Annotated in this window: 18 protein-coding genes and 1 other RNA gene; 8 read left to right on the top strand and 11 right to left on the bottom strand. The window is 68.8% G+C overall.

All coding sequences use genetic code 11. The features are described 5' to 3' along the window. Positions 1-22 precede the first annotated feature (22 nt). Both ACPCXD_RS15090 and ACPCXD_RS15085 read right to left on the bottom strand, forming a co-directional pair. Positions 23-1267 (bottom strand): lipase family protein, encoded by a 1245-nt coding sequence (locus tag ACPCXD_RS15090; protein WP_423660159.1) that lies wholly within the window; start codon positions 1265-1267, stop codon positions 23-25. Between the two features lie 107 nt (positions 1268-1374). Then, a complete protein-coding gene (locus ACPCXD_RS15085; protein WP_088897252.1) occupies positions 1375-1896 on the bottom strand; it encodes a DUF1697 domain-containing protein in 522 nt (173 codons plus the stop codon). A 55-nt stretch (positions 1897-1951) separates the two neighbouring features. Here ACPCXD_RS15085 and rnpB point away from each other — a divergent pair. The 4 genes from rnpB (at position 1952) to ACPCXD_RS15065 (ending at position 4832) form a co-directional block, all read left to right on the top strand. After that, positions 1952-2359, top strand: an RNA gene (rnpB, locus tag ACPCXD_RS15080) — RNase P RNA component class A. A gap of 245 nt (positions 2360-2604) precedes the next feature. Beyond that, positions 2605-2787: a hypothetical protein gene (locus ACPCXD_RS15075; RefSeq protein ID WP_006554424.1), complete on the top strand. Its 183-nt coding sequence runs from the start codon at positions 2605-2607 to the stop codon at positions 2785-2787. A gap of 43 nt (positions 2788-2830) precedes the next feature. Continuing rightward, a complete protein-coding gene (locus ACPCXD_RS15070; RefSeq protein WP_160875580.1) occupies positions 2831-4240 on the top strand; it encodes an RNB domain-containing ribonuclease in 1410 nt (469 codons plus the stop codon). After that, a complete protein-coding gene (locus ACPCXD_RS15065) occupies positions 4230-4832 on the top strand; it encodes a CHAP domain-containing protein (RefSeq protein WP_088897254.1) in 603 nt (200 codons plus the stop codon). The genes ACPCXD_RS15070 and ACPCXD_RS15065 overlap by 11 nt, the downstream gene beginning before the upstream one ends. Positions 4833-4888: 56 nt before the next feature. On the opposite strand, the gene pip is transcribed toward ACPCXD_RS15065, so the two are convergent. The 3 genes from pip to panB form a co-directional block, all read right to left on the bottom strand. After that, positions 4889-5800 carry a prolyl aminopeptidase gene (pip, locus tag ACPCXD_RS15060; protein ID WP_420714497.1) on the bottom strand — a complete coding sequence of 304 codons (912 nt, stop codon included), beginning with the start codon at positions 5798-5800 and terminating at the stop codon, positions 4889-4891. 51 nt (positions 5801-5851) lie between these two features. After that, the gene (locus tag ACPCXD_RS15055; protein ID WP_423660155.1) at positions 5852-6319 is read right to left on the bottom strand and encodes a hypothetical protein; all 468 of its coding nucleotides are present in this window, start codon (positions 6317-6319) and stop codon (positions 5852-5854) included. A gap of 119 nt (positions 6320-6438) precedes the next feature. Continuing rightward, positions 6439-7299, bottom strand: coding sequence for a 3-methyl-2-oxobutanoate hydroxymethyltransferase (gene panB, locus ACPCXD_RS15050; protein ID WP_016690829.1), 861 nt, complete (start codon positions 7297-7299; stop codon positions 6439-6441). 185 nt (positions 7300-7484) lie between these two features. Here panB and ACPCXD_RS15045 point away from each other — a divergent pair, with 185 nt between their 5' ends. The 3 genes from ACPCXD_RS15045 to ACPCXD_RS15035 all read left to right on the top strand — a co-directional run bounded on the left by ACPCXD_RS15045 (position 7485) and on the right by ACPCXD_RS15035 (position 13484). Next, positions 7485-9035, top strand: coding sequence for an alpha/beta hydrolase (locus ACPCXD_RS15045; protein ID WP_088897258.1), 1551 nt, complete (start codon positions 7485-7487; stop codon positions 9033-9035). An 85-nt stretch (positions 9036-9120) separates the two neighbouring features. Further along, entirely contained in the window at positions 9121-10458 is a 1338-nt protein-coding gene (locus ACPCXD_RS15040) for a glutamine synthetase family protein (RefSeq protein ID WP_016690827.1), read from the top strand. Positions 10459-10472: 14 nt separating this feature from the next. After that, the gene (locus ACPCXD_RS15035; RefSeq protein WP_423660152.1) at positions 10473-13484 is read left to right on the top strand and encodes a bifunctional [glutamine synthetase] adenylyltransferase/[glutamine synthetase]-adenylyl-L-tyrosine phosphorylase; all 3012 of its coding nucleotides are present in this window, start codon (positions 10473-10475) and stop codon (positions 13482-13484) included. Positions 13485-13491: 7 nt separating this feature from the next. Here ACPCXD_RS15035 and ACPCXD_RS15030 read toward each other — a convergent pair whose 3' ends face one another. The 4 genes from ACPCXD_RS15030 to glnA form a co-directional block, all read right to left on the bottom strand. Then, on the bottom strand, positions 13492-13827 hold the full coding sequence (locus ACPCXD_RS15030) for a hypothetical protein (RefSeq protein WP_039958655.1): 336 nt from the start codon (positions 13825-13827) through the stop codon (positions 13492-13494). Between the two features lie 246 nt (positions 13828-14073). Continuing rightward, positions 14074-16260, bottom strand: coding sequence for a catalase/peroxidase HPI (gene katG / locus ACPCXD_RS15025; RefSeq protein ID WP_172414878.1), 2187 nt, complete (start codon positions 16258-16260; stop codon positions 14074-14076). Positions 16261-16297: 37 nt separating this feature from the next. Next, on the bottom strand, positions 16298-16687 hold the full coding sequence (locus tag ACPCXD_RS15020; RefSeq protein ID WP_016694970.1) for a Fur family transcriptional regulator: 390 nt from the start codon (positions 16685-16687) through the stop codon (positions 16298-16300). Positions 16688-16903: 216 nt separating this feature from the next. Then, on the bottom strand, positions 16904-18340 hold the full coding sequence (gene glnA / locus ACPCXD_RS15015) for a type I glutamate--ammonia ligase (protein WP_016694971.1): 1437 nt from the start codon (positions 18338-18340) through the stop codon (positions 16904-16906). 210 nt (positions 18341-18550) lie between these two features. Here glnA and ACPCXD_RS15010 point away from each other — a divergent pair, with 210 nt between their 5' ends. Beyond that, positions 18551-19027, top strand: coding sequence for an RDD family protein (locus ACPCXD_RS15010; RefSeq protein ID WP_016694972.1), 477 nt, complete (start codon positions 18551-18553; stop codon positions 19025-19027). 79 nt (positions 19028-19106) lie between these two features. Here the strand turns inward: ACPCXD_RS15010 and ACPCXD_RS15005 are convergent, their stop codons facing one another. Further along, positions 19107-19847: a DUF4191 domain-containing protein gene (locus tag ACPCXD_RS15005; protein ID WP_016694973.1), complete on the bottom strand. Its 741-nt coding sequence runs from the start codon at positions 19845-19847 to the stop codon at positions 19107-19109. A gap of 83 nt (positions 19848-19930) precedes the next feature. Continuing rightward, positions 19931-20941 (bottom strand): lipoyl synthase, encoded by a 1011-nt coding sequence (lipA, locus tag ACPCXD_RS15000; protein ID WP_026061742.1) that lies wholly within the window; start codon positions 20939-20941, stop codon positions 19931-19933. Positions 20942-20943: the final 2 nt, after the last annotated feature.

Here is a 20943-nt window from a genome sequence, read left to right as displayed (position 1 = left end):
AAAATTTTTTCCGGCGGGGATGTCAGGTGGTGCAACCGGACCGGGATTCCTGGCCGGCGAATCGCTGAGCGAGCCAGTCGAGGCCTTCGACGACGGCCGGGAACATGCCGATCAGGTGGCCCGTCCCGGTCTTCGTCAGGACGGGTCCGACGTCGTAGCGGCGGTAGGTGACGTCGGCGCCGGCCGAGCACCACTTGTCGACCATCGTGTCGACACCCTGCACGAGCACGAAGTCGTCGCCGGTGCTCTGCGCCACGAAGACCGGCATCGACGGGGCGCGGTTGCCGAGTTGTTGCTCGGCGACCAGCGACGCCCACGGCTCGTCACCGAGGTGCTGGGCGATGGGCCGTCCGTCGACCGTGTACGACGAGGTCTGCCCGAACGGATTCAGGGTGAACGCGTCGAAGACGCAGGACGTCTCGGCACGACGCAGGACGTCGAGTCCGGCAGGATTGAACGCCGCCAGCAGCGACGGGGCGTGCTCGGGGTAGGCCGAGATGAAACCGTCGACGACCCAGCCGATCCCGCCGGAGAGCAGGGATCCGTCGCCGGCCACGGCGAGATCGCCCAGGTCGGCGGGCGGTGAGCCCGCCACGGCGCCGACCACCGACAGTTCGGGGGCGTACGTCGAGGCGAGTTCGGCAGCCGATGCGGATGCCATGCCGCCCTGCGAGTATCCCCAGAACGCGATCGGGCCGTCGGGGTCGAGACCGAGATCGCCGAGCGACCGGGTGGCGCGCGCGAGGTCGAGCATCGCCCGTCCCTGCGACTCGCGGTTGAGATAGGGGTGCACGCCGGGTGTGCCGAGTCCTTCGTAGTCGGTGACCGCGACGGCGTAACCGGCCGCGAGCATCGGACCGATGTGGATGTACTCGTACTCCTGGCCGAAGGTCATGAGCTTCGACGGTGCGCACTGGTCGCCCATGCCCTGCGTGCCGGGACCGAGCACGACGGTGGGCCGGGGTCCGGGGCCGGACCCCGGTTGCGACGGGACGAGCACGGTGCCGACGGTGGCGACCGGACCCCCGGTGGCGTTCGTGCTGCGGTACATCACGCGGGTGACGGCCGCGTCGAGGACGGCCGGGGTGTTCGGGACGACGGCGGCGACCGACGGTGCGGTGCGCAGGACGTCGCCGAGCGGCGCCGTCTCGAAGGCCGGAGGGGGCGTGTAGAAGTCGGTGTCCGACTCCGCGTTCGCCACTGTCGGTGTGGTCGCGAGGAGCGCGGCCGCGGCGATCGAGGCGAATACTCCGGTGCGTCTGCGCATCCTGGACCTTCCGAACGGAACGAACGTCGAGGAGGGACGCTACCTGCAGTCTGTACGCAGGTGCAATGGATCCTCCCGATGAAGCGGCAGGCCGGTGACCTGCTCGGTCAGACGAGTCGCCGCAGCGTGTTGAGATTCCGGACGGTCGTCGTCGCCTTGTTCCGGGCCGAACCCGACTGCTTCCCCACGGCACTGTCGAGCGTCGCCCCCTTCACGACCTGCCAGTAGAGGACACCCTCGCCCGCTTCGATGCATTCGAGGTCCGGATCGAGATCGTCCGCGAGGGCGGCCAGCGGTTCGAGCGCGGCGGGATCGGAGGCGAACACGACGTACGAATGCCGGTCGGTGCGTGCGGCGTCGAAGGGATACGCCTCGACGACCCGCGCGAGATACGACTGCTCGACGACGAAGGTGTAGGCCTCGTAACCGAACCGCTCGGTGAGCGCGGCCTCGATCGCGGCCTTCGCGGTGGCGGGGTCGTCCGCGGCGTCGAAGAGCACGTTGCCGGAGGCGAGGACGGTGCGGACGTTCTCGAAGCCGAGGCCGACGAAGACCTCCTTCAGATCGGCCATCCGGATTCGGATGCCGCCGACGTTGATTCCGCGCAGCAGGGCCACGAGTCGCGTCATGAGTGCACCGTAGTTGGCGGCGCCGACACACCGCGGGCTAGTCTGGTCGAGCGAACGAGTCGGCCGGGCGGCCGCGGAGCAGGGAACCGGTACCGCATGGTGCCAGGCCCTGAATCGAGGAAAGTCCGGACTCCACAGAGCAGGGCGGTTGCTAACGGCAACCCGAGGTGACTCGCGGGACAGTGCCACAGAAAGCAAACCGCCTGCCGTACGGCAGGTAAGGGTGAAAGGGTGCGGTAAGAGCGCACCAGCGCCCCGGGTGACCGGGGCGGCTAGGTAAACCCCGCCCGGAGCAAGGTTGAAGGTCGCACCGCGTGCGGTGCGGCTGCGCAGGTGTTCGAGGGCTGCTCGCCCGAGCCTGCGGGTGAACCGCTCGAGGTACCCGGCGACGGTGTGCCCAGATGGATGGTCGCCACCCCGTTTCGGCGGGGGACAGGATCCGGCTTACAGGCCGGCTCGTTCGCCCGGCGTCTCCCGATCCCACCGCGTTGCTACCGGTCGGGTCAGATCGGATCGATGACCAGCAGGTGCGCCCAGTACGAGGCCGCATCCGGACCCAGCCAGGGCAGCAACGCGTCGTAGAGGATGTAGGACATTGCTTGCTCCTTCGTTCGGACATCGAGCACGGGTGTGCGGCCCGACAGTACCGCGCCACGCCTGCCGACGGGTTGTCCGTACAGACAGGCGCGATTCGGGCACACTGAGACCATGAGCGACGACGGCTGGTACTACGACGTGCGCACCGGGAAGGTCTCCCAGGGCAAGGATCCGCACGCCCTCAACCGCATGGGTCCCTACCCGGACAGGGAGACCGCTCAGCGGGCGCTGGAGATCGCGGCAGAACGGAACAAGGCGGCCGACGCCGCCGACGACGACTGGAAGAACGGCTGAGTTCGACGACGAGCATCCGGACCACCAGGAGTTCACGAGCATCGTGGTGACCACTCCCATCGTCGTCGCGCCTGCGATCGACTTCGCCGACGTGCGCGCCGAATTCGACCTTGTCGACGAGTTCTCGCCGGACGCACTCGCCGAGGCGCGACACGCGACCGACCGCTACGCGGACGTCCGTGAGGACCGCACCGATCTTCCTCTCGTGACCATCGACCCACCCGGATCGATGGACCTCGACCAGGCACTGCACCTCGAACGCACCGACGACGGCTTCGTACTGCACTACGCGATCGCCGACGTGTACGCACTCGTCGAACCGGGTGGCGCGCTGGACGCCGAGACACACCGCCGTGGGCAGACCTTCTACCTGCCCGACGGCTCCGTGCCGCTGCATCCGCGCGAGCTGTCCGAGGGCACCGCGAGCCTGCTGCCGGACGCCGGCCGTCCGGCGGCGCTGTGGCGGATCGAGACCGACCACCGCGCCGAGCCCGTCGCGGTGAGTGTGCGGCGCGCCCTCGTCCGGTCGGTCGCACGCATGGACTACGCCGGAGTGCAGCGCGACGCCGACGCGGGCCGGCTGCATCCGTCCGTCGAGGCGTTGCCCGACTTCGGGCGGTTGCGGGCGGCCGCGGCGCTCGCTCGTGGAGCGATCGAACTGCGCCTGCCCGCGCAGGACGTCGTGCAGCACGGCGACGGCTGGACGCTGCAGATCGAGCCGCGCACCGAGGCCGACGAGTGGAACTCGGAGATCTCGCTGCTCACCGGGATGTGCGCCGCGCAGATGATGATCGACGCGCGGGTCGGCCTGCTGCGCACGCTCCCGCCCGCCGATCCCGCCGCGGTCGATGCTCTGCGCCGCACCGCGCGGTCGCTGGACGTGCCGTGGCCGTCGGGGCTCGGTGTCGGTGCCTTCCTCGCCTCGCTCGACGCCAACGACCCGAAGACGCTCGTGCTGATGAGCGAAGCGCCGACGCTGCTGCGCGGGGCGTCGTATGCGGCGTTCGACGGTGAACTGCCCGAGACGATCCTGCACGGCGCGATCGGTGCGCCCTACGCGCACGTCACCGCGCCGCTGCGCCGGTTGTCCGACCGCTACGCCACCGAGGTGTGTCTCGCGGTGTCGTCGGGCCGGGACGTCCCGGAGGCGGTCCGCGCCGAACTGTCCGCGATGCCGAAGATCATGTCGTCGACCGATTCGCTCGCCGGGAAGGTGAACCGGGCATGCATCGACCTGACCGAGGCGGTCGTGCTCGCGCCGCGGGTGGGGGAGACCTTCGAGGCGACGGTCCTGAAGGAGGCCACCGAGCGGCGCGACGCGGAGGTGTTCGTCGCCTCCGAGACCGTCATCGGCCCGTGCGGCGGTGCGCCGGAGGAGGGCGGCACGGTGCGGGTGCGGCTCACCCTCGCCGACCCGCAGGCACGCAAGATCCGCTTCGACCATGACCGGTGAGACGACGCGGCGGCGACGGCCGGTCGCTGCCGTCCTCGCCGTTGTGCTCGCACTGTGTGCGGTGCTCGCGCTGCTCGTGTGGTGGATCCTGCCGAACCGGCTGTTCCCGTGGGACAGTGCGGCATTCCCGGAGATCGACACCTCGGCGTTGTCGCCGACGAAGGTGCGGATCGTCGAACTGCTCGAGGAACAACACGAGGCGCAACATCCCGGCACGTTCTACTCGGAGGGTGTCCGCGAACCGTGGTGTGCCGACTTCGTCAGCTGGATCATGCGGGAAGCCGGTGTGCCACTGTCCAATCCGCATTCGGGGCACTGGCGGATCCCCGGTGTGTTCACGCTCCAGGAGTTCTACGAACAGGCCGGCCGCTACGAACCGGCGGGCACGGGCCACCGGCCGGAGGTCGGCGATGTGGTGCTGTACCACAACGGGATCGGCGTCGGTCAGCGCGAGCACACGAACATCGTCGTCGCCGTCGACGGTGATTCCGCGATCACCGTCGGCGGCAACGAGATGGGCCGCATCCGCGTCCACGAACTCGACGTGACCGGGGACGACGCCGTGGTCGGCTTCGGGCGGCTGCCGGACTGATCCGCCCCGGCGGCTGCCCGCCTGATCCGCGCCGGCGGATGCCCGACCGATCCGGGTCAGCGGAAGCCGTCGGTGGCCTCGACGAGCCGGTGCACGATCCCCGGTTCGGTCGCCGCGTGTCCCGCATCGTCGACGATGTGCAGACGGGAGGACGGCCATGCCTCGTGCAGGTCGTGCGCGCTGCGCGCCGGGCACACCACGTCGTAGCGGCCCTGCACGATCACGCCCGGGATGTCGCGCAGCAGATGCGCGTCGCGCAGGAGTGCGCCCTCGTCGAAGAAGCCGCGGTGGTGGAAGTAGTGGTTCTCGATGCGCGCGAAGGCCAGCGCGAACCGGGGTTCGGCCGTCTCCGCGACGCGATCCGGGTTCGGAAGCAGTGAGCTCGTGGCGCCCTCCCAGGTGGACCACGCGATCGCCGCGTCCAGGGCGACGTCCGGATCGTTCGAGTGCAGCAGGCGGTGGTAGACGTCCACGGGATGCTCGCCCGGCTCTGCGGCCGCGAGCGGGGCACAGAAGCCTTCCCACGCCTCGGGGAACAGCTGCCCGGCGCCGCCGTTGTAGTACCAGTCGATCTCGCTGCGGCGCAGCAGGAAGATCCCGCGCAGGACGAGTTCGGTGACGCGCTCCGGGTGCCGCTGGGCGTAGGCGAGGGCGAGCGTCGAGCCCCACGACCCGCCGAAGACCATCCACCGGTCCACGCCGAGGAAGGTGCGCAGCCGCTCGATGTCGGCGACCAGATGGTCGGTGGTGTTGACCGACAGGTCGGCGCCGTCGGCCACGTGGGGTTGCGACCGGCCGCAGCCACGCTGGTCGAACAACACGATCCGGTAGGCGGCGGGGTCGAAGAAGCGCCGGTGCTGCGGCGCGGTGCCGCCGCCCGGACCGCCGTGGAGGAAGACCACGGGCTTGCCCTGCGGATTACCGCTGACCTCCCAGTACAGCTGCTGGCCGTCACCGACGTCGAGCATGCCCGTCTCGTGCGGCTCGACCGGCGGATACAGTTCGCGTCGCTCCACGGATCAGAACCCGACGAGGCCCGACGCGAGATCGGGGATCTCGAGTGCCTGCACGGCCTCCTCGCGCACCTCCGGGCACTGCGCGGAGGTCGCCGCATCGATGCGGCCCCGGTCGCCCGCAAGCGCGACGAGGTCGACACCGTTCGCCGCCCCCCATTCGCCGACCAGGATGTTGAGGCCACCGCGGCCCACCGACGGGGTGTAGGTGCGCCAGTTCGACAGCTGGTCTTCGAGGCGTGCGCACAGATCTGCGGCCTGCGCCTCGGTGAAGCCACCCGCTCCGGCCTCGGACGACGACCCCGTCGTCGGCGCCGAGCGCGTCGACTCGGCCGGACTCGACGTCTCGACCGCGGAATCGGTCGACGTTCCGGTGGGCGCCGGATCCTGTGCGGTCCCGCATGCGGCGAGGGTGCCCGTCAGGGCGATCGCTGCGAGCACAGCCGGAACGAGTCGGAGTCGGGTCTGGGTCATCGGCACCTCGGTGATCGTGGGGTCGGGTCGTCGTCGAGTCTGCCCACCGATCGCGGGGCTGTCGAGAAAACGAGACGGGCACCACCGACCGCGTCGATGGTGCCCGTCCCCGGAGATCGTCAGAAGGAGTGCTCGGGCCCCGGGAAGGTGCCCTGCGCAACCTCTGCTGCGTACTGTGTTGCGGCGCGGCGCAGTTCGTCGCCGACCTGCCCGAACTTCTTGACGAACTTCGCGGTCTTGCCGCTGGTGTAGCCGGCCATGTCCTGCCAGACGAGCACCTGGGCGTCGCACTCGTTGCCGGCACCGATGCCGACCGTGGGGATGCTCAGCTTGCGGGTGACCTGCCCGGCCAGCTCGGCCGGCACCATCTCCATCACGACGGAGAAGGCACCCGCCTCCTGGACGGCGATCGCGTCGGCGACGAGCTGCTCGGCGCCGTCGCCGCGGCCCTGCACCCGGAAGCCGCCGAGCGTGTTCACGGACTGCGGGGTGAAGCCGATGTGTGCCTGCACGGGGATGCCGGCGGCGGTGATCGCGGCGATCTGCGGAGCCATCCGCTCGCCGCCCTCGAGCTTCACCGCGTGGGCGCCGCCCTCCTTCATGAACCGCACAGCCGTGGCGAGGGCCTGTTCGGGCGAGGCCTCGTACGAGCCGAACGGCAGGTCGGCGACGACGAGCGCGTGCGGGGCACCGCGCACGACACCGCGGACGAGGGGGAGGAGTTCGTCGACGGTCACGGGCACCGTGGTGTCGTAGCCGTAGACGACGTTGGCTGCGGAATCGCCCACGAGCAGGACGGGGATACCGGCCTCCTCGAAGATGCGGGCGGAGGAGTAGTCGTAGGCCGTCAACTCTGCCCAGCGGCGGCCTTCGGCCTTCATCGCCTGCAGGTGATGGACTCGCGTCTTGCGCTTGGGGGTGTCGGCAGGGGCTGCGGCGGAGGCCGCGCCACCGTATACGGACGTCACGTTGTCGGACATCACTGTCCCTTTCTTCCTCGAGGCCCTCGGGGTCCCCGGGTCGGGTGATGACTGTCTCAGTCTGCCACTCGGGTCCGGGCGCACGAAGACCGCGCAGCGGTGCGATTCGTCACACCGCACGACCGTTCGGGAGGGAGTGCAGGTCGTGCCGCTGCAGGCAGGCCGGAGCGTGGCACGATCGGATCGTGCCCCACCCTGCTCGCGCGCGCATCCGTCGTCTGTCCGTCCTGGCGTTCGTGGCCGCTGCCGCGGCGACCGCGTGCGGTGACACCGCGCAGGAGGAGCGGCAACCGTCGGCGGTCGGAGTGGTTCCGGGACTCGAGCGGTTCTACGAGCAGGACGTCGACTGGGAGTCGTGCAGCTCGTACGGCGCCGACGGGCCGATGATGGTGCGTCAGGGTGTCGAGTGCGCACGCATCGAGGTTCCCCTCGACTACGAGGACCCGAACGGTGAGGTGATCACCCTCGCGGTGTCGCGACTGCCCGCCGGTGGCGACCGGATCGGTTCCCTGCTCGTCAACCCCGGCGGCCCGGGCGCCTCGGGACTGTCCACCGCGCTCGCGGCCGACGGCACCGTCCTCGCCGACCGCTTCGACGTGGTCGGCTTCGACCCCCGCGGTGTCGGCTCGTCCGAACCGGCGGTCCGCTGTCTCACCGACGCCGAGTTCGACGCCGACCGCGCTGTGGACGACGGGGACACGAGCCCCGAGGGCATCGCCGCGACGGAGAAGCGCAATCGCGAGTACGCGGAGTTGTGCGCCGAACGCAACGGCACCGATCTGCTCGCGCACCTGGGCACCCGGGAGGTCGTGCAGGACATGGACGTCCTCCGCGGCGTCCTCGGGGACGACGCGCTGACCTATCTCGGCTACTCCTACGGAACCCGCCTCGGCACCCTCTACGCCGAGGCATTCCCGGGCCGGGTGCGGGCGATGGTGCTCGACGGCGCGATCGATCCGGAACAGGACCCGGTCGAGGAGATCGTGTTGCAGGCCGAGGGCTTCCAGAAGGCCTTCGACGAATTCGCGGCGTACTGCGCGCAGTACGCCGGGTGCCCGCTCGGCACCGATCCGGCCCGGGCCGCCGAGCGGTTTCGCAGCCTCGTCGACCCGCTGCTCGACGCTCCGGCACCCACCACCGACCCTCGCGGACTGAGCCACCGCGACGCCATCACCGGTGTGCAGCAGGGCCTGTACTCGCCGACCCTGTGGGGTTCGCTGCGCGGCGGGCTGGAGTCGCTCGCGACCACCGGCACGGGCGACACCCTGCTGCGACTCGCCGACCTCTACGAGGGCCGCGCCGAGGACGGCACCTACAGCAACATCACCGACGCCTTCAACGCCGTCCGGTGCGTCGACGACCCGCCGGTGACCGACCGGGCCCTGGCCGGCGAACTCGACATGCGGTTCCGCGCGGCTGCCCCCTTCCTCGACGACGGCCGCGGCACCGGATCGGCGGCCCTGGACGTGTGTGCCTTCTGGCCCGTTCCGGCGACGGGGGAGCCGCACACCCCCGACGTCCGCGATCTGCCGCCCGTGCTCGTGGTCTCGACAACCGGCGATCCGGCGACGCCCTACGGCGCAGGAGTCGAACTCGCCGCCAGGCTCGGCGGTGTCCTGGTGACCTTCGAGGGAACTCAGCACACCGTCGCCCTGGACGGCAACGCGTGCGTCGACACCGCCGTGACCAGCTATCTTGTGGATTCGACGGTGCCGGAAAGTGATCCTCACTGCTGAGCGTCGACGGGCGTGAGCGACACGCCATCCGCAAGTGTCACCTGATGTAACACGGAATTAACGGATTGTGCCTAGTCTCGCGAGTATGGATCGCCAGAAGGAGTTCGTGCTCCGCACCCTCGAAGAGCGCGACATTCGGTTCGTGCGCCTGTGGTTCACCGACGTCGTCGGCACCCTCAAGTCGGTGGCGATCGCGCCGGCCGAACTCGAAGGCGCCTTCGAGGAGGGCATCGGATTCGACGGCTCGGCCATCGAAGGCTTCTCCCGGATCTCCGAAGCCGACATGGTCGCGCGTCCCGACGCCACCACCTTCCAGGTGCTGCCCTGGGTCGACGACCGGGGTCACCAGTACTCGGCCCGGATGTTCTGCGACATCACCATGCCCGGCGGCACCCCCAGCTGGGCCGACCCCCGCCACGTGCTGCGCCGCCAGCTCAACAAGGCCTCCGATCTCGGCTTCAGCTGCTACGTGCACCCCGAGATCGAGTTCTTCCTCGTCGAGGACGGCCCCGAGGGCGGCGCCCCCGTCCCGGCCGACATCGGCGGCTACTTCGACCAGTCCGTGCACCGCTCGGCCCCGCACTTCCGGCGCCACGCGATCGACGCTCTCGAGTCCATGGGCATCTCGGTGGAGTTCAGCCACCACGAGACCGCACCCGGCCAGCAGGAGATCGACCTGCGCTACGCCGACGCGCTGTCCATGGCCGACAACGTCATGACCTTCCGCTACGTGGTCAAGGAGATCGCGATGCAGGAGGGCGTGCGGGCGACGTTCATGCCCAAGCCCTTCCGCGACCACGCCGGTTCCGCGATGCACACCCACATGTCGCTGTTCGAGGGCGAGACCAACGCCTTCCACGACCCCGACGACCCGCTGCAGCTCTCGGCGACCGGCAAGGCGTTCATCGCCGGTGTCCTCGAGCACTCCAACGAGATCAGTGCCGTCACCAACCAGTGGGTCAACTCGTACAAGCGTCTCGTGCACGGGGGAGAAGCCCCCACGGCCGCGTGCTGGGGCCCGTCGAACCGGTCCGCGCTCGTCCGCGTCCCGATGTACACGCCGAACAAGGCGTCGTCGCGTCGTGTGGAGATCCGTACCCCGGACTCGGCGTGCAACCCCTACCTGACCTTCGCGGTGCTTCTCGCGGCCGGTCTGCGCGGCATCGAGAAGGGCTACGAGCTCGCTCCCGAGGCCGAGGACGACGTGTGGTCGCTGACCTCCGCCGAGCGTCGCGCCATGGGCTACCGCGAACTGCCCACCGATCTCGACATCGCGCTGCGCGAGATGGAGAAGTCCGAGCTGGTCGCCGAAACCCTCGGTGAGCACGTCTTCGACTACTTCCTGCGCAACAAGTGGCGGGAGTGGGAGAACTACCGCAGCCAGGTCACTCCCTTCGAACTCGAGCAGTACCTGGGGTTGTAAGCGACGATGGAAGCGTGGTGAGACCGCCCAGCGCGCGTTCGGTAGTTCCCGGCCCCGGTCGGCTCGGCCTCGTCGAGCCGACCGCGCCCGCCGAGCTCGCTCGACTCGGATGGAACGACGCCGACAGCGTCGAACTGCTGTGGGCGCTGTCCCGTGCCCCCAACGCCGACCTGGCCCTGCGCACCCTCACGCGCCTGGCCGACGCGCTCGGTGACGACTGGGCCGAGCTCGACTCGGCGCTGCGCTCCGACACGCGTCTGCGCGGCCGGTTGTTCGGGTTGTTCGGGGCGTCGTCGGCGCTCGGCGACCACGTCGTCGCCAATCCCGATCGCTGGAAGATGCTCGCGGGCGGTACGGCACTGCCCGACAAGCACACCTTCACGGCGCGGATGCTCGACAGCGTCGACGCCGAACCCGAACCCGACGGGCGTCCCGGCCGGCTGATCCACCGGGCCGGGCTCGTCGGTCCGCACGCCGTCGCGGCGTTGCGCACCACCTACCGCGACCAGCTCATGTTGATCGCCGCCGCAGACCTCGCGGCGGTCGTCGAGAACGAACCGGTGCTGCCCTATCTCGAGGTGGGGGCGCTGCTCGCCGACCTCGCCGACGCGGCGCTCACCGCTGCCCTCGCGGTGGCCGTGTCCACGGTGATCCCGGAGGGTCCGTGCCCGATCGACCTCGCCGTCATCGCGATGGGCAAGTGCGGTGCGCGCGAGCTGAACTACGTCAGCGACGTCGACGTCGTCTTCGTCGCCGAACCCGCCGATGCCCGTGCGAGCCGGATCGCCGGGGAGATGATGCGTATCGGGACGTCGGCCTTCTTCGAGGTCGATGCCGCGCTGCGGCCGGAGGGCAAGCGCGGTGAGCTCGTCCGCACCCTCGAATCCCACGTCGCCTACTACAACCGGTGGGCGAAGACCTGGGAGTTCCAGGCGCTGCTCAAGGCGCGGCCGATGACCGGGAACCTCGACCTCGGCCGCCGGTACATCGACGCCCTGAGTCCGATGGTGTGGACCGCCTCCGAACGCGAGGACTTCGTGCCCGACGTGCAGGCGATGCGCCGCCGGGTCGAGGAGATGGTGCCCCCCGAGTTGCGCGAACGCGAACTCAAGCTCGGACGCGGCAGCCTCCGCGACGTCGAGTTCGCCGTGCAGTTGCTGCAACTCGTGCACGGTCGCGTCGACGAAGCGCTGCGCGTGCCCAACACCGTCGAAGCGCTGTGTGCGCTCGCCGACGGCGGGTATGTCGGGCGCGACGACGCCGCGAACATGCGGGCGTCCTACGAGTTCCTCCGCCTGCTCGAACACCGGCTGCAGCTTCAGCGGCTCAAGCGGACCCACACCCTGCCGCCGCCGGAGGACCGCGAGGCGTTGCGGTGGCTCGCGCGCGCCGCGCACATGCGGCCGGACGGACGCAAGGACGCGCTCGGCGTCCTCGAATCGGAGATCAAGCGCAACTCGTCCCGGATCCGGAAACTGCACGCGCGCCTGTTCTACCGGCCGCTGCTGGACTCGGTGAGCAAGCTCGACAAGGAAGCATTGCGGCTGTCGCCCGACGCGGCCGTCCGCCAGCTCGCCGCGCTGGGCTACAACGGCCCGCAGCACGCGATGGAACATCTGGCGGCGTTGTCCGGGGGAGCCTCCCGCAAAGCGCGCATCCAGGCGCTGCTGCTCCCGCAGTTGCTCGAATATCTCGGTGAGACAACCGATCCCGACGCCGGTCTGCTGGCCTACCGGCGACTGTCCGACGCGCTCTACGACACCGTCTGGTTCCTGCGGGTGCTGCGCGACGAGCCGGCCGTCGCCGAACGTCTCATGACGGTGCTCGGCTCGTCGGCCTATGTCGCCGACCTGCTGGTGAAGTCTCCCGACGTCATCCGTCTGTACGCCGACGCGTCGACCGGGCCGCGACTGCTCGAGGCGAACCCACCCGAGGTGGCGCGTGCCCTCGTCGCGTCGTCGTCGCGGTACTCCGATCCTGCTCGTGCCATCGCCGCCGCGCGTTCGCTGCGACGTGCCGAACTCGCGCGCGTCGCGAGCGCCGACATCCTCGGCATGCTCGACGTGCCGCAGGTGTGCCGGGCGCTGTCCACGGTGTGGGCGGGTGTCCTCGAAGCCGCGCTCGACGCGGTGATCCGGGCTTCCGAGCAGTCCCGCGGACCGGCACCGGCGCGCATCGCGGTGATCGGGATGGGCCGGCTCGGTGGCGGCGAACTCGGCTACGGATCCGACGCCGACGTGCTGTTCGTGTGCGACCCGCTGCCGGACGCCGACGAGACCGATGCGGTCAAGTGGGCGACGAGCATCGCCGAGCAGGTACGGCGACTGCTCGGCGCACCGAGCACCGACCCGCCGCTCGAGGTCGATCTGGATCTGCGTCCGGAAGGTCGCAGCGGTCCGATCGTCCGGACGTTCGCGTCCTACCGGGCCTACTACACGCAGTGGGCCGAGGTGTGGGAGGTGCAGGCGCTGCTGCGCGCCCACGCCGTCGCCGGCGACCGCGAGCTCGGCACGCGTTTCCTGCACATGATCGACGAGGTGCGGTATCCCGAGGGTGGGGTCTCACAGGAGGCCGTCCGCGAGATCCGGCGCATCAAGGCACGCGTGGACTCCGAACGGCTGCCGCGCGGTGCCGACCCGGCCACCCACACCAAACTCGGACGGGGAGGCCTCGCCGACATCGAATGGACCGTGCAGTTGCTGCAGCTCCAGCACGCCTACCGGCTCCCGGCGCTCCGCACGACCTCGACGCTCGAGGCGCTCGGCGGCATCGGGGCGGCCGAGCTGCTCAGCGCGACCGACGTCGAACTCCTGCGCACGGCATGGATCACCGCGACGGATGCGCGGAACTGTCTCGTGCTCGTCCGCGGTAAACCGACCGACCAGCTCCCCGGGCCGGGACGGCTGCTCGAAGCCGTTGCCCGCGTGACGGGATGGCGTGGTGAGGACGCGTCGGAGTTCCTCGACCACTACCTACGCGTCACGCGTCGGGCGCGGGCGGTCGTCGAGCGGGTGTTCTGGGACTGACGGACCATCAGTCGCAGAAGACGACGAGTGCGAGTCCTCGCCAGACCTCGACCTCGGTCTTGTCCCACTCCTTGTTCTCGTGGTCCCAGTCGTACTCGACCTCGACGTCGTAGCCGCGGTCGCGTTGCTCGGTCACCCTGCAGTTCTGCATGGTGCTGCCGGACCGGTTGAGGATGATGTAGGGGACTCCCGCGTCGGAGAGCACCTGCTGTGCCTGCTCCTGCGACATGCCGACGACGGAGATGTCGGTCTGGGCCGCTGCGGTGCCTGCGAGTGCGACGGACAGAGGGACGGGGGACAGCATGACAGCGGCGCATGCTGCCGAAACGAGGGATCTACGCATGGTGGCCTCCCGAGGAGACGTGTCGTTCGGATACGGACCACGTCGCATCCACTCCCCCGCGAGCGGGTGTGACGAACATCACCAAAGCTGTGTCCTCACGGTACACCCGTGTGCAGTACGGCTGTCCAGTCGGTTTCGGCTCGGCGGACCTGCGCACGACCCCCTGCACACGACGGAGCCACCCGCCGAACACGACGGGTGGCTCCGGGACGGTGCGTCAGGCGCGGTCGTGGACCGCCGGCGCGGTCACTTCTTCAGATCGAAACGATCCAGGTTCATCACCTTCGTCCAGGCCGCGACGAAATCGCGGACGAACTTCGGGCCGGCATCGTCGGTCGCGTAGACCTCGGCGAGCGCCCGCAGCTGCGAGTTGTGCCCGAAGACCAGGTCGACGGCGGTCGCGGTGTATTTGACCTGGTCCGATCCCCGAGCGCGTCCTTCGTAGACGCCCTCGCTGTTCTGCGAGACCTTCCACTCGGTCCCCATGTCGAGCAGATTGACGAAGAAGTCGTTCGTCAGGGTCTGCGGGCGGTCGGTGAAGACCCCGTGCTTGCTGCCGCCGTGATTCGCGCCGAGCGCACGCAGACCGCCGACGAGCACCGTCGTCTCGGGAGCGGTCAGCGTCAGCAGGTTGGCGCGCTCGAGGAACAGCTTCTCGGGCGGAAGCTTCTCTTCACCGCGCAGGTAGTTGCGGAAACCGTCGTGCTTCGGCTCGAGCACCTCGAACGACTCGACGTCGGTCCACTCCTGGCTCGCATCGGTGCGGCCGGGGAAGAACGGAACCGTGATGTCGTGTCCCGCATCCTCGGCGGCCTTCTCCACCGCGGCGTTACCGGCGAGCACGATCAGATCCGCCAGGGAGACCTTCTTGCCGCCGCCGGCGGAGCCGTTGAAGTCCTGCTGGATGCCCTCGAGGATCTGCAGCACCTGTGCGAGCTGCTCGGGTTCGTTGGCCTCCCAGTTCTTCTGCGGTTCGAGCCGCACCCGTGCACCGTTCGCGCCGCCGCGCTTGTCGGTGCCGCGGAAGCTCGCGGCCGACGCCCACGCGGTGGCGACGAGCTGCGGGATCGTCGCTGCCGAGTCGAGGACCTTCGCCTTGAGCGACGCGATGTCGCTGTCGTCGATCAGCTCGTGGTCGACGTCCGGCACCGGGTCCTGCCAGATCTGCGGTTCCGGGATCCACGGTCCGCGGTACCGCGAGATCGGGCCCATGTCGCGGTGCAGCAGCTTGAACCACGCCTTGGCGAACTCCTGCTCGAGTTCCTCGGGATGATCGAGCCAGCGGCGGGTGATCTCCCCGTAGATGGGGTCGTACCGCAGCGCGAGGTCGCTGGTGAGCATGCCCGGCGCGTGCTTCTTCGTCGGGTCGTGGGCGTCGGGCACAGTGTCCGCGCCGGCGCCACCCTTCGGCGTCCACTGCCACGCACCGGCGGGGCTCTTGGTCTTCTCCCATTCGTAGGCGTACAGCGTCTCGAGGAAGCTGTTGTCCCACTTCGTCGGAGTCGGCGTCCAGGTGACCTCGAGACCGCTGGTGATCGTGTCGCCACCGGCACCGGTGCCGTGCGAGTTCTTCCAGCCGAGACCCTGCTGTTCGAGCGGGGCACCCTCGGGTTCGGGACCGAGATTGTCGGCCGGGGCGGCGCCGTGCGTCTTGCCGACGGTGTGACCGCCGACGATGAGCGCGGCCGTCTCGACGTCGTTCATCGCCATCCGGCCGAACGTCTCCCGGATGTCGCGTCCGGACGCGAGGATCTCCGGGTTACCGTTCGGGCCTTCGGGATTGACGTAGATCAGACCCATCTGGACGGCGCCCAGCGGGCCCTGGAGTTCACGCTCACCGGCGTAGCGCTCGTCGCCGAGCCAGGTGTCCTCCGGACCCCAGAAGACCTCGTCGGGCTCCCAGATGTCCTCGCGGCCGAACGCGAAGCCGAAGGTCTTGAAACCCATCGACTCGTAGGCGCAGTTGCCGGCGAAGACCAGCAGGTCGGCCCACGAGAGCTTGCGGCCGTACTTCTTCTTGATCGGCCACAGGAGGCGACGTGCCTTATCGAGGCTGACGTTGTCGGGCCAGCTGTTGAGCGGCGCGAACCGCTGCGCACCCTTGCCGCCGCCGCCGCGACCGTCGGCGATGCGGTAGGTGCCGGCCGAATGCCAGCTCATGCGGATGAACAGACCCCCGTAGTGGCCGAAGTCGGCCGGCCACCAGTCCTGGGAATCCGTCATCAGGTCGATCAGATCCTGACGGAGCGCCTCGACGTCGAGGGATTCGACTTCCTTCGAGTAGTCGAAGTCGGGTTCCAACGGATTGGACAGCGGTGAATGCTGGTGCAGGACCGTCAGATCCAGCTGGTCCGGCCACCAGTCCTGATTGGTCCTGGGCCGGTGCGGTGACGGCTCGGGGGAGGGGACTGCCGGGTTTTCGCTTTCGGACACTGCGGTTTCCTTCCGGATCAGGGGCGATCGGACCGATTCAGGGCTGTTGTCGTGGATCGTCTGTCGAACAGTCGCGGCACAGGCCCCAGAAGACGACGTCCGCCTCGTCGACGTCGAAACCTGCGTCGTCCACCGGAGACAGGCAACGCGAGTCGCCGATGGTGTGGTCGACATCCGAGATCGCGGCGCAGGACCGGCAGACGAGGTGGTGATGGCTGTCGCCGACACGCACCTCGTACCGCGCGTGGAAACCTGCGGGCTGGATTCGTCGGAGCAGACCGTGTGCCGAGAGAGCGTGGAGGATGTCGTACACGGTGTGCCGGCCGATGCCGGGAACGACGGCGCCGACCGCTTCGAAGATGCGATCGGCATCGGCGTGCGGGTGCTCGTGCGCCGCATCGAGCACCGCCAGACGCTGTCGGGTCACGCGAAGACCGGCTGCGCGTAACCGCTCGGAGAAATCCCGCGTCGTGGGCACGTGCCCACTATGGACCACTTTTCTGGAATCGGTCGCGATTTCGCCGGATTCGATGACGAACGAACGCATCTCGGATGCCGGAACGGAAAGGGTGCGGACAAGGCGAGAGGCCGCCCGTCCCGGAAGGGACGGACGGCCTCTCGAAGAGTGCTTACCGGACTCGACTCAGCAGTCGAAGTACAGCTGGAACTCGTAGGGGTGCGGACGCAGGTTGACCGGAGCGATCTCCTGCTCGCGCTTGAGCGAGATCCAGGTCTCGATGAGGTCGGTGGTGAAGACGCCGCCCTCGGTGAGGTACTCGTGGTCGCGCTCGAGGTTGTCGATCACGGCCGACAGGCTGGTGGGAGCCTGCGGGATGTTCTTGGCCTCCTCCGGCGGGAGCTCGTAGAGGTCCTTGTCGACCGGAGCGAGCGGCTCGATCTTGTTCTTGATGCCGTCGAGGCCGGCCATCATCTGCGCCGCGAAGTTCAGGTAGGGGTTACCCGAGGAGTCGGGAGCGCGGAACTCGAGGCGCTTGGCCTTCGGGTTGTTGCCCGTGATCGGGATACGCACGGCGGCCGAACGGTTGCGCTGGCTGTACACGAGGTTGATCGGAGCCTCGTAACCCGGCACCAGGCGGTGGTACGAGTTGATCGTCGGGTTCGTGAAGGCGAGCAGCGACGGCGCGTGGTGCAGGATGCCGCCGATGTACCAGCGGGCGAGGTCGGACAGACCCGCGTAGCCGGACTCGTCGTGGAACAGCGGCTTGCCGTCCTTCCACAGCGACTGGTGCACGTGCATGCCCGAGCCGTTGTCGCCGAAGAGCGGCTTCGGCATGAAGGTGGCGGTCTTGCCGGCCTTCCACGCCGTGTTCTTGACGATGTACTTGAACAGCTGCAGGTCGTCGGCTGCGGAGAGCAGCGTGTTGAACTTGTAGTTGATCTCGGCCTGGCCGCCGGTGCCCACCTCGTGGTGGCCGCGCTCGAGCTCGAAGCCGGCGAGCTGCAGGTTGGTGGAGATCTCGTCGCGCAGGTCGACGTAGTGGTCGTACGGAGCGACGGGGAAGTAGCCACCCTTCGGGCGGACCTTGTAACCACGGTTCGGGGTGCCGTCGGCGTTGTACTCGGCGCCGGTGTTCCACGAGCCGGAGATCGAGTCGAGCTCGTAGAACGCGCCGTTCATCTTCGAGTCGTAGGAGACGGAGTCGAAGATGTAGAACTCGGCCTCGGCACCGAAGAAGGCGGTGTCGGCGATGCCGGTGCTGACCAGGTACTCCTCGGCCTTACGCGCGACGTTGCGGGGGTCGCGGCTGTAGGACTCGCGGGTGAACGGATCGTGGACGAAGAAGCTGACGTTCAGGGTCTTGGCGGCACGGAAGGGGTCGATGCGGGCGGTCGTCACATCGGGGAGCAGGAGCATGTCCGACTCGTGGATGGACTGGAAACCCCGCACGGAGGATCCGTCGAATGCCAGGCCGTCCTCGAAGACGTCCTCGTTGAACGCCTTCGCCGGGATCGAGAAGTGCTGTTCGATGCCGGGCAGGTCCGTGAAGCGGATATCGACGTACTCGACGTTCTCTTCCGCGATGTACTTGATGACCTCTTCGGCCGTGGTGAACGCCACGCTTGTGCTCCTTCAGTCGGTGCGCGCCATGGGTGCTGGGCGCCTGCGTCGGATCAGACGTTATGGATCTGGTGTTGCCCGTCCATCAAGCCTATGTTTCGCGGGTGTTACACATGCTTTCGTCCTGCTGTGAGGTCGAAAAGGTGGTATAAGTCACCACTGCCAACACGGGTCGACGCCGGTCCGCCCATGAGAGCTTATCCTGGTGCCATGGCACGCATGACGGGCAGTTGGCTTTCCGGGCCTGCTGCGGCGCTTCCCAAAGGTCTCCAGCAGGAGCAGGACTATCCCGGGCAGCTGCTCGGCCTCCCCGAACACGGCCCCGGCTCCATGGTGCCCACCGTCCGCCGGGTCCTCGCCCTCGCGGTCGACTGGTTCATGTCCATGGCGATCGCCGCCGGCCTCGTCGGCGGCAACCCGCTCGAGAGTCCGTTGCTGTCGTCGTACACCCTCATCATCTGGTTCGTGGTAGGCGTGGGATGCGTGAGCCTGTTCTCGTTCACCCCCGGCCAGTTCGTCGCCGGGCTGCAGGTCGTGCGGGTGGACGCCCCCGTGCGGGTCGGCATCGTGCGCGCGCTCGCACGTCAGGTGCTGCTGGTGTTCATCGCGCCGGCGCTCGTCACCGACATCGACGGTCGCGGTCTCCAGGATCGCGCCACGGGCACCGCGGTCGTGCGTTCGCGCTGACCTCCGGAAACTCTCCGCACACACCGAAGGCCGCCTTCGTCCCCGGGACGAGAGGCGGCCTTCGGTGTAGTTCGGCAGATCAGCGGCGACGCATGGTGCGCTGCACGCTGCGCATCTTCGCGCCGGCGGGAAGCGGGCCCTTGGGCATGGCCGGCCCGGACTTCTTCGTGCTCAGCGCCGACAGACGACCCTCGATGGTGTCCATCCGCTTGGTGTCGATGTTGCGGGGCAGCTTGTTCAGACGCTTCTGCAGCTGGGAGAGCTGGATCTGGCCCTCCTCGTTGCCGACGACGAACTCGTAGATCGGGGTGTCGCCGACGAGACGCGCGACCCGCTTCTTCTCCTGGGCCATCAGGCCCTTCACGCGACCGGGATTGCCCTCACCGACGAGGATGATGCCGGGACGTCCGATGACGCGGTGCACGGCGTCGAGCTGGGTGGTGCCCGCGACAGCCTGACTCACGCGCCACGCGCCCTGCAGGTTGTCGAGCGCCCACGCGGCCGCACCGGCCTGGCCGTCGGCCTTCGCATACACGCTCTTCTGCACGCGGCGCCCGAAGATGATGAAGGCCAGCAGGACGCCGACGAGGATGCCGACCGGCAGCAGGAACCACTGGATGCCGAAGATCAGGCCGACGAGGAAGAACACCACGATCGAACCGACGAGGGCACCGATCATCCACGGCAGGAGTGCCTTGTCCTCCTTGCGCTGGATCTGGAACGCCTGCCACAGCTGGGTTCGACGCTCCTTCGACGCCTGCTTGCGTGCGGCCTTCGCCGCAGCCTTCGCTTCCTTGTCGGTCTTGCTGCCCTTCGCCATGTACTCAAGGATACGGCCCCGGTGATGGCACGTTTACCACCACCGGGGCCGCCCGAGGACCTACCGCGACGCGCGGCGCGAGGTCAGTTGCCGAAGCGTGCGAGAACGGCACCGGCCTCCTGGGACGCCGTGCCCTCCTCGGCGAGATGCGCCTGGTCGGCGGGAAGTTCGCGGCCGTGATGGGCCATCGCCTGCGCGTACAGGCGACCGGCGCGGTACGACGAACGCACCAGCGGCCCGGCCATCACACCGGCGAACCCGATCTCGCGGGCGGTCTCGGAGTGATCGACGAACTCCTGCGGCTTGACCCAGCGCTCGACCGGATGGTGGAGCGGGGAGGGCCGCAGGTACTGGGTGATCGTGATGATGTCGCAGCCGGCGTCGTGCAGGTCGTGCAGCGCTTCGGTGACCTCCTCCGGGGTCTCGCCCATGCCGAGGATGAGGTTGGACTTGGTGACCAGTCCGAAATCGCGCGCCTGCCGGATCACGTCGAGCGACCGCTCGTAGCGGAAGGCCGGACGGATGCGCTTGAAGATCCGCGGCACGGTCTCGACGTTGTGCGCGAGCACCTCGGGGCGCGACTCGAAGACCTCCTGCAGCAGGTCGGGCTTGCCGTTGAAGTCGGGGATCAGGTTCTCGACGCCGGTGCCCGGGTTGAGCGCATGGATCTGCTTCACCGTCTCGGCGTACAGCCATGCACCGCCGTCGGGCAGATCGTCGCGGGCGACGCCGGTGATCGTGGAGTAGCGCAGACCCATCGAGCGGACCGACTCGGCGACACGGCGCGGCTCGTCGCGGTCGAGCGCGGTGGGCTTACCGGTGTCGATCTGGCAGAAGTCGCAGCGACGGGTGCACTGCTCGCCACCGATGAGGAAGGTTGCCTCGCGGTCTTCCCAGCACTCGTAGATGTTGGGACAACCGGCTTCCTCGCAGACCGTGTGCAGACCTTCGCGTCGCACCAGGCCCTTGAGGTCGGTGTACTCCGGGCCCATCTTCGCCCGGGTCTTGATCCAGTTGGGTTTGCGTTCGATCGGCGTCTGCGCGTTTCGGGTCTCGATCCGCAGCAGCTTGCGTCCTTCTGGGGCCACAGTCACGC

It is taken from the genome of Rhodococcus sp. AB351 (assembly GCF_049538275.1).
In the GTDB taxonomy this organism is placed as follows: Bacteria; Actinomycetota; Actinomycetes; order Mycobacteriales; family Mycobacteriaceae; genus Rhodococcus.
The sequence above is the reverse complement of the archived record's forward strand: the minus strand, read 5'-3'. Positions and strand labels throughout refer to the sequence as shown.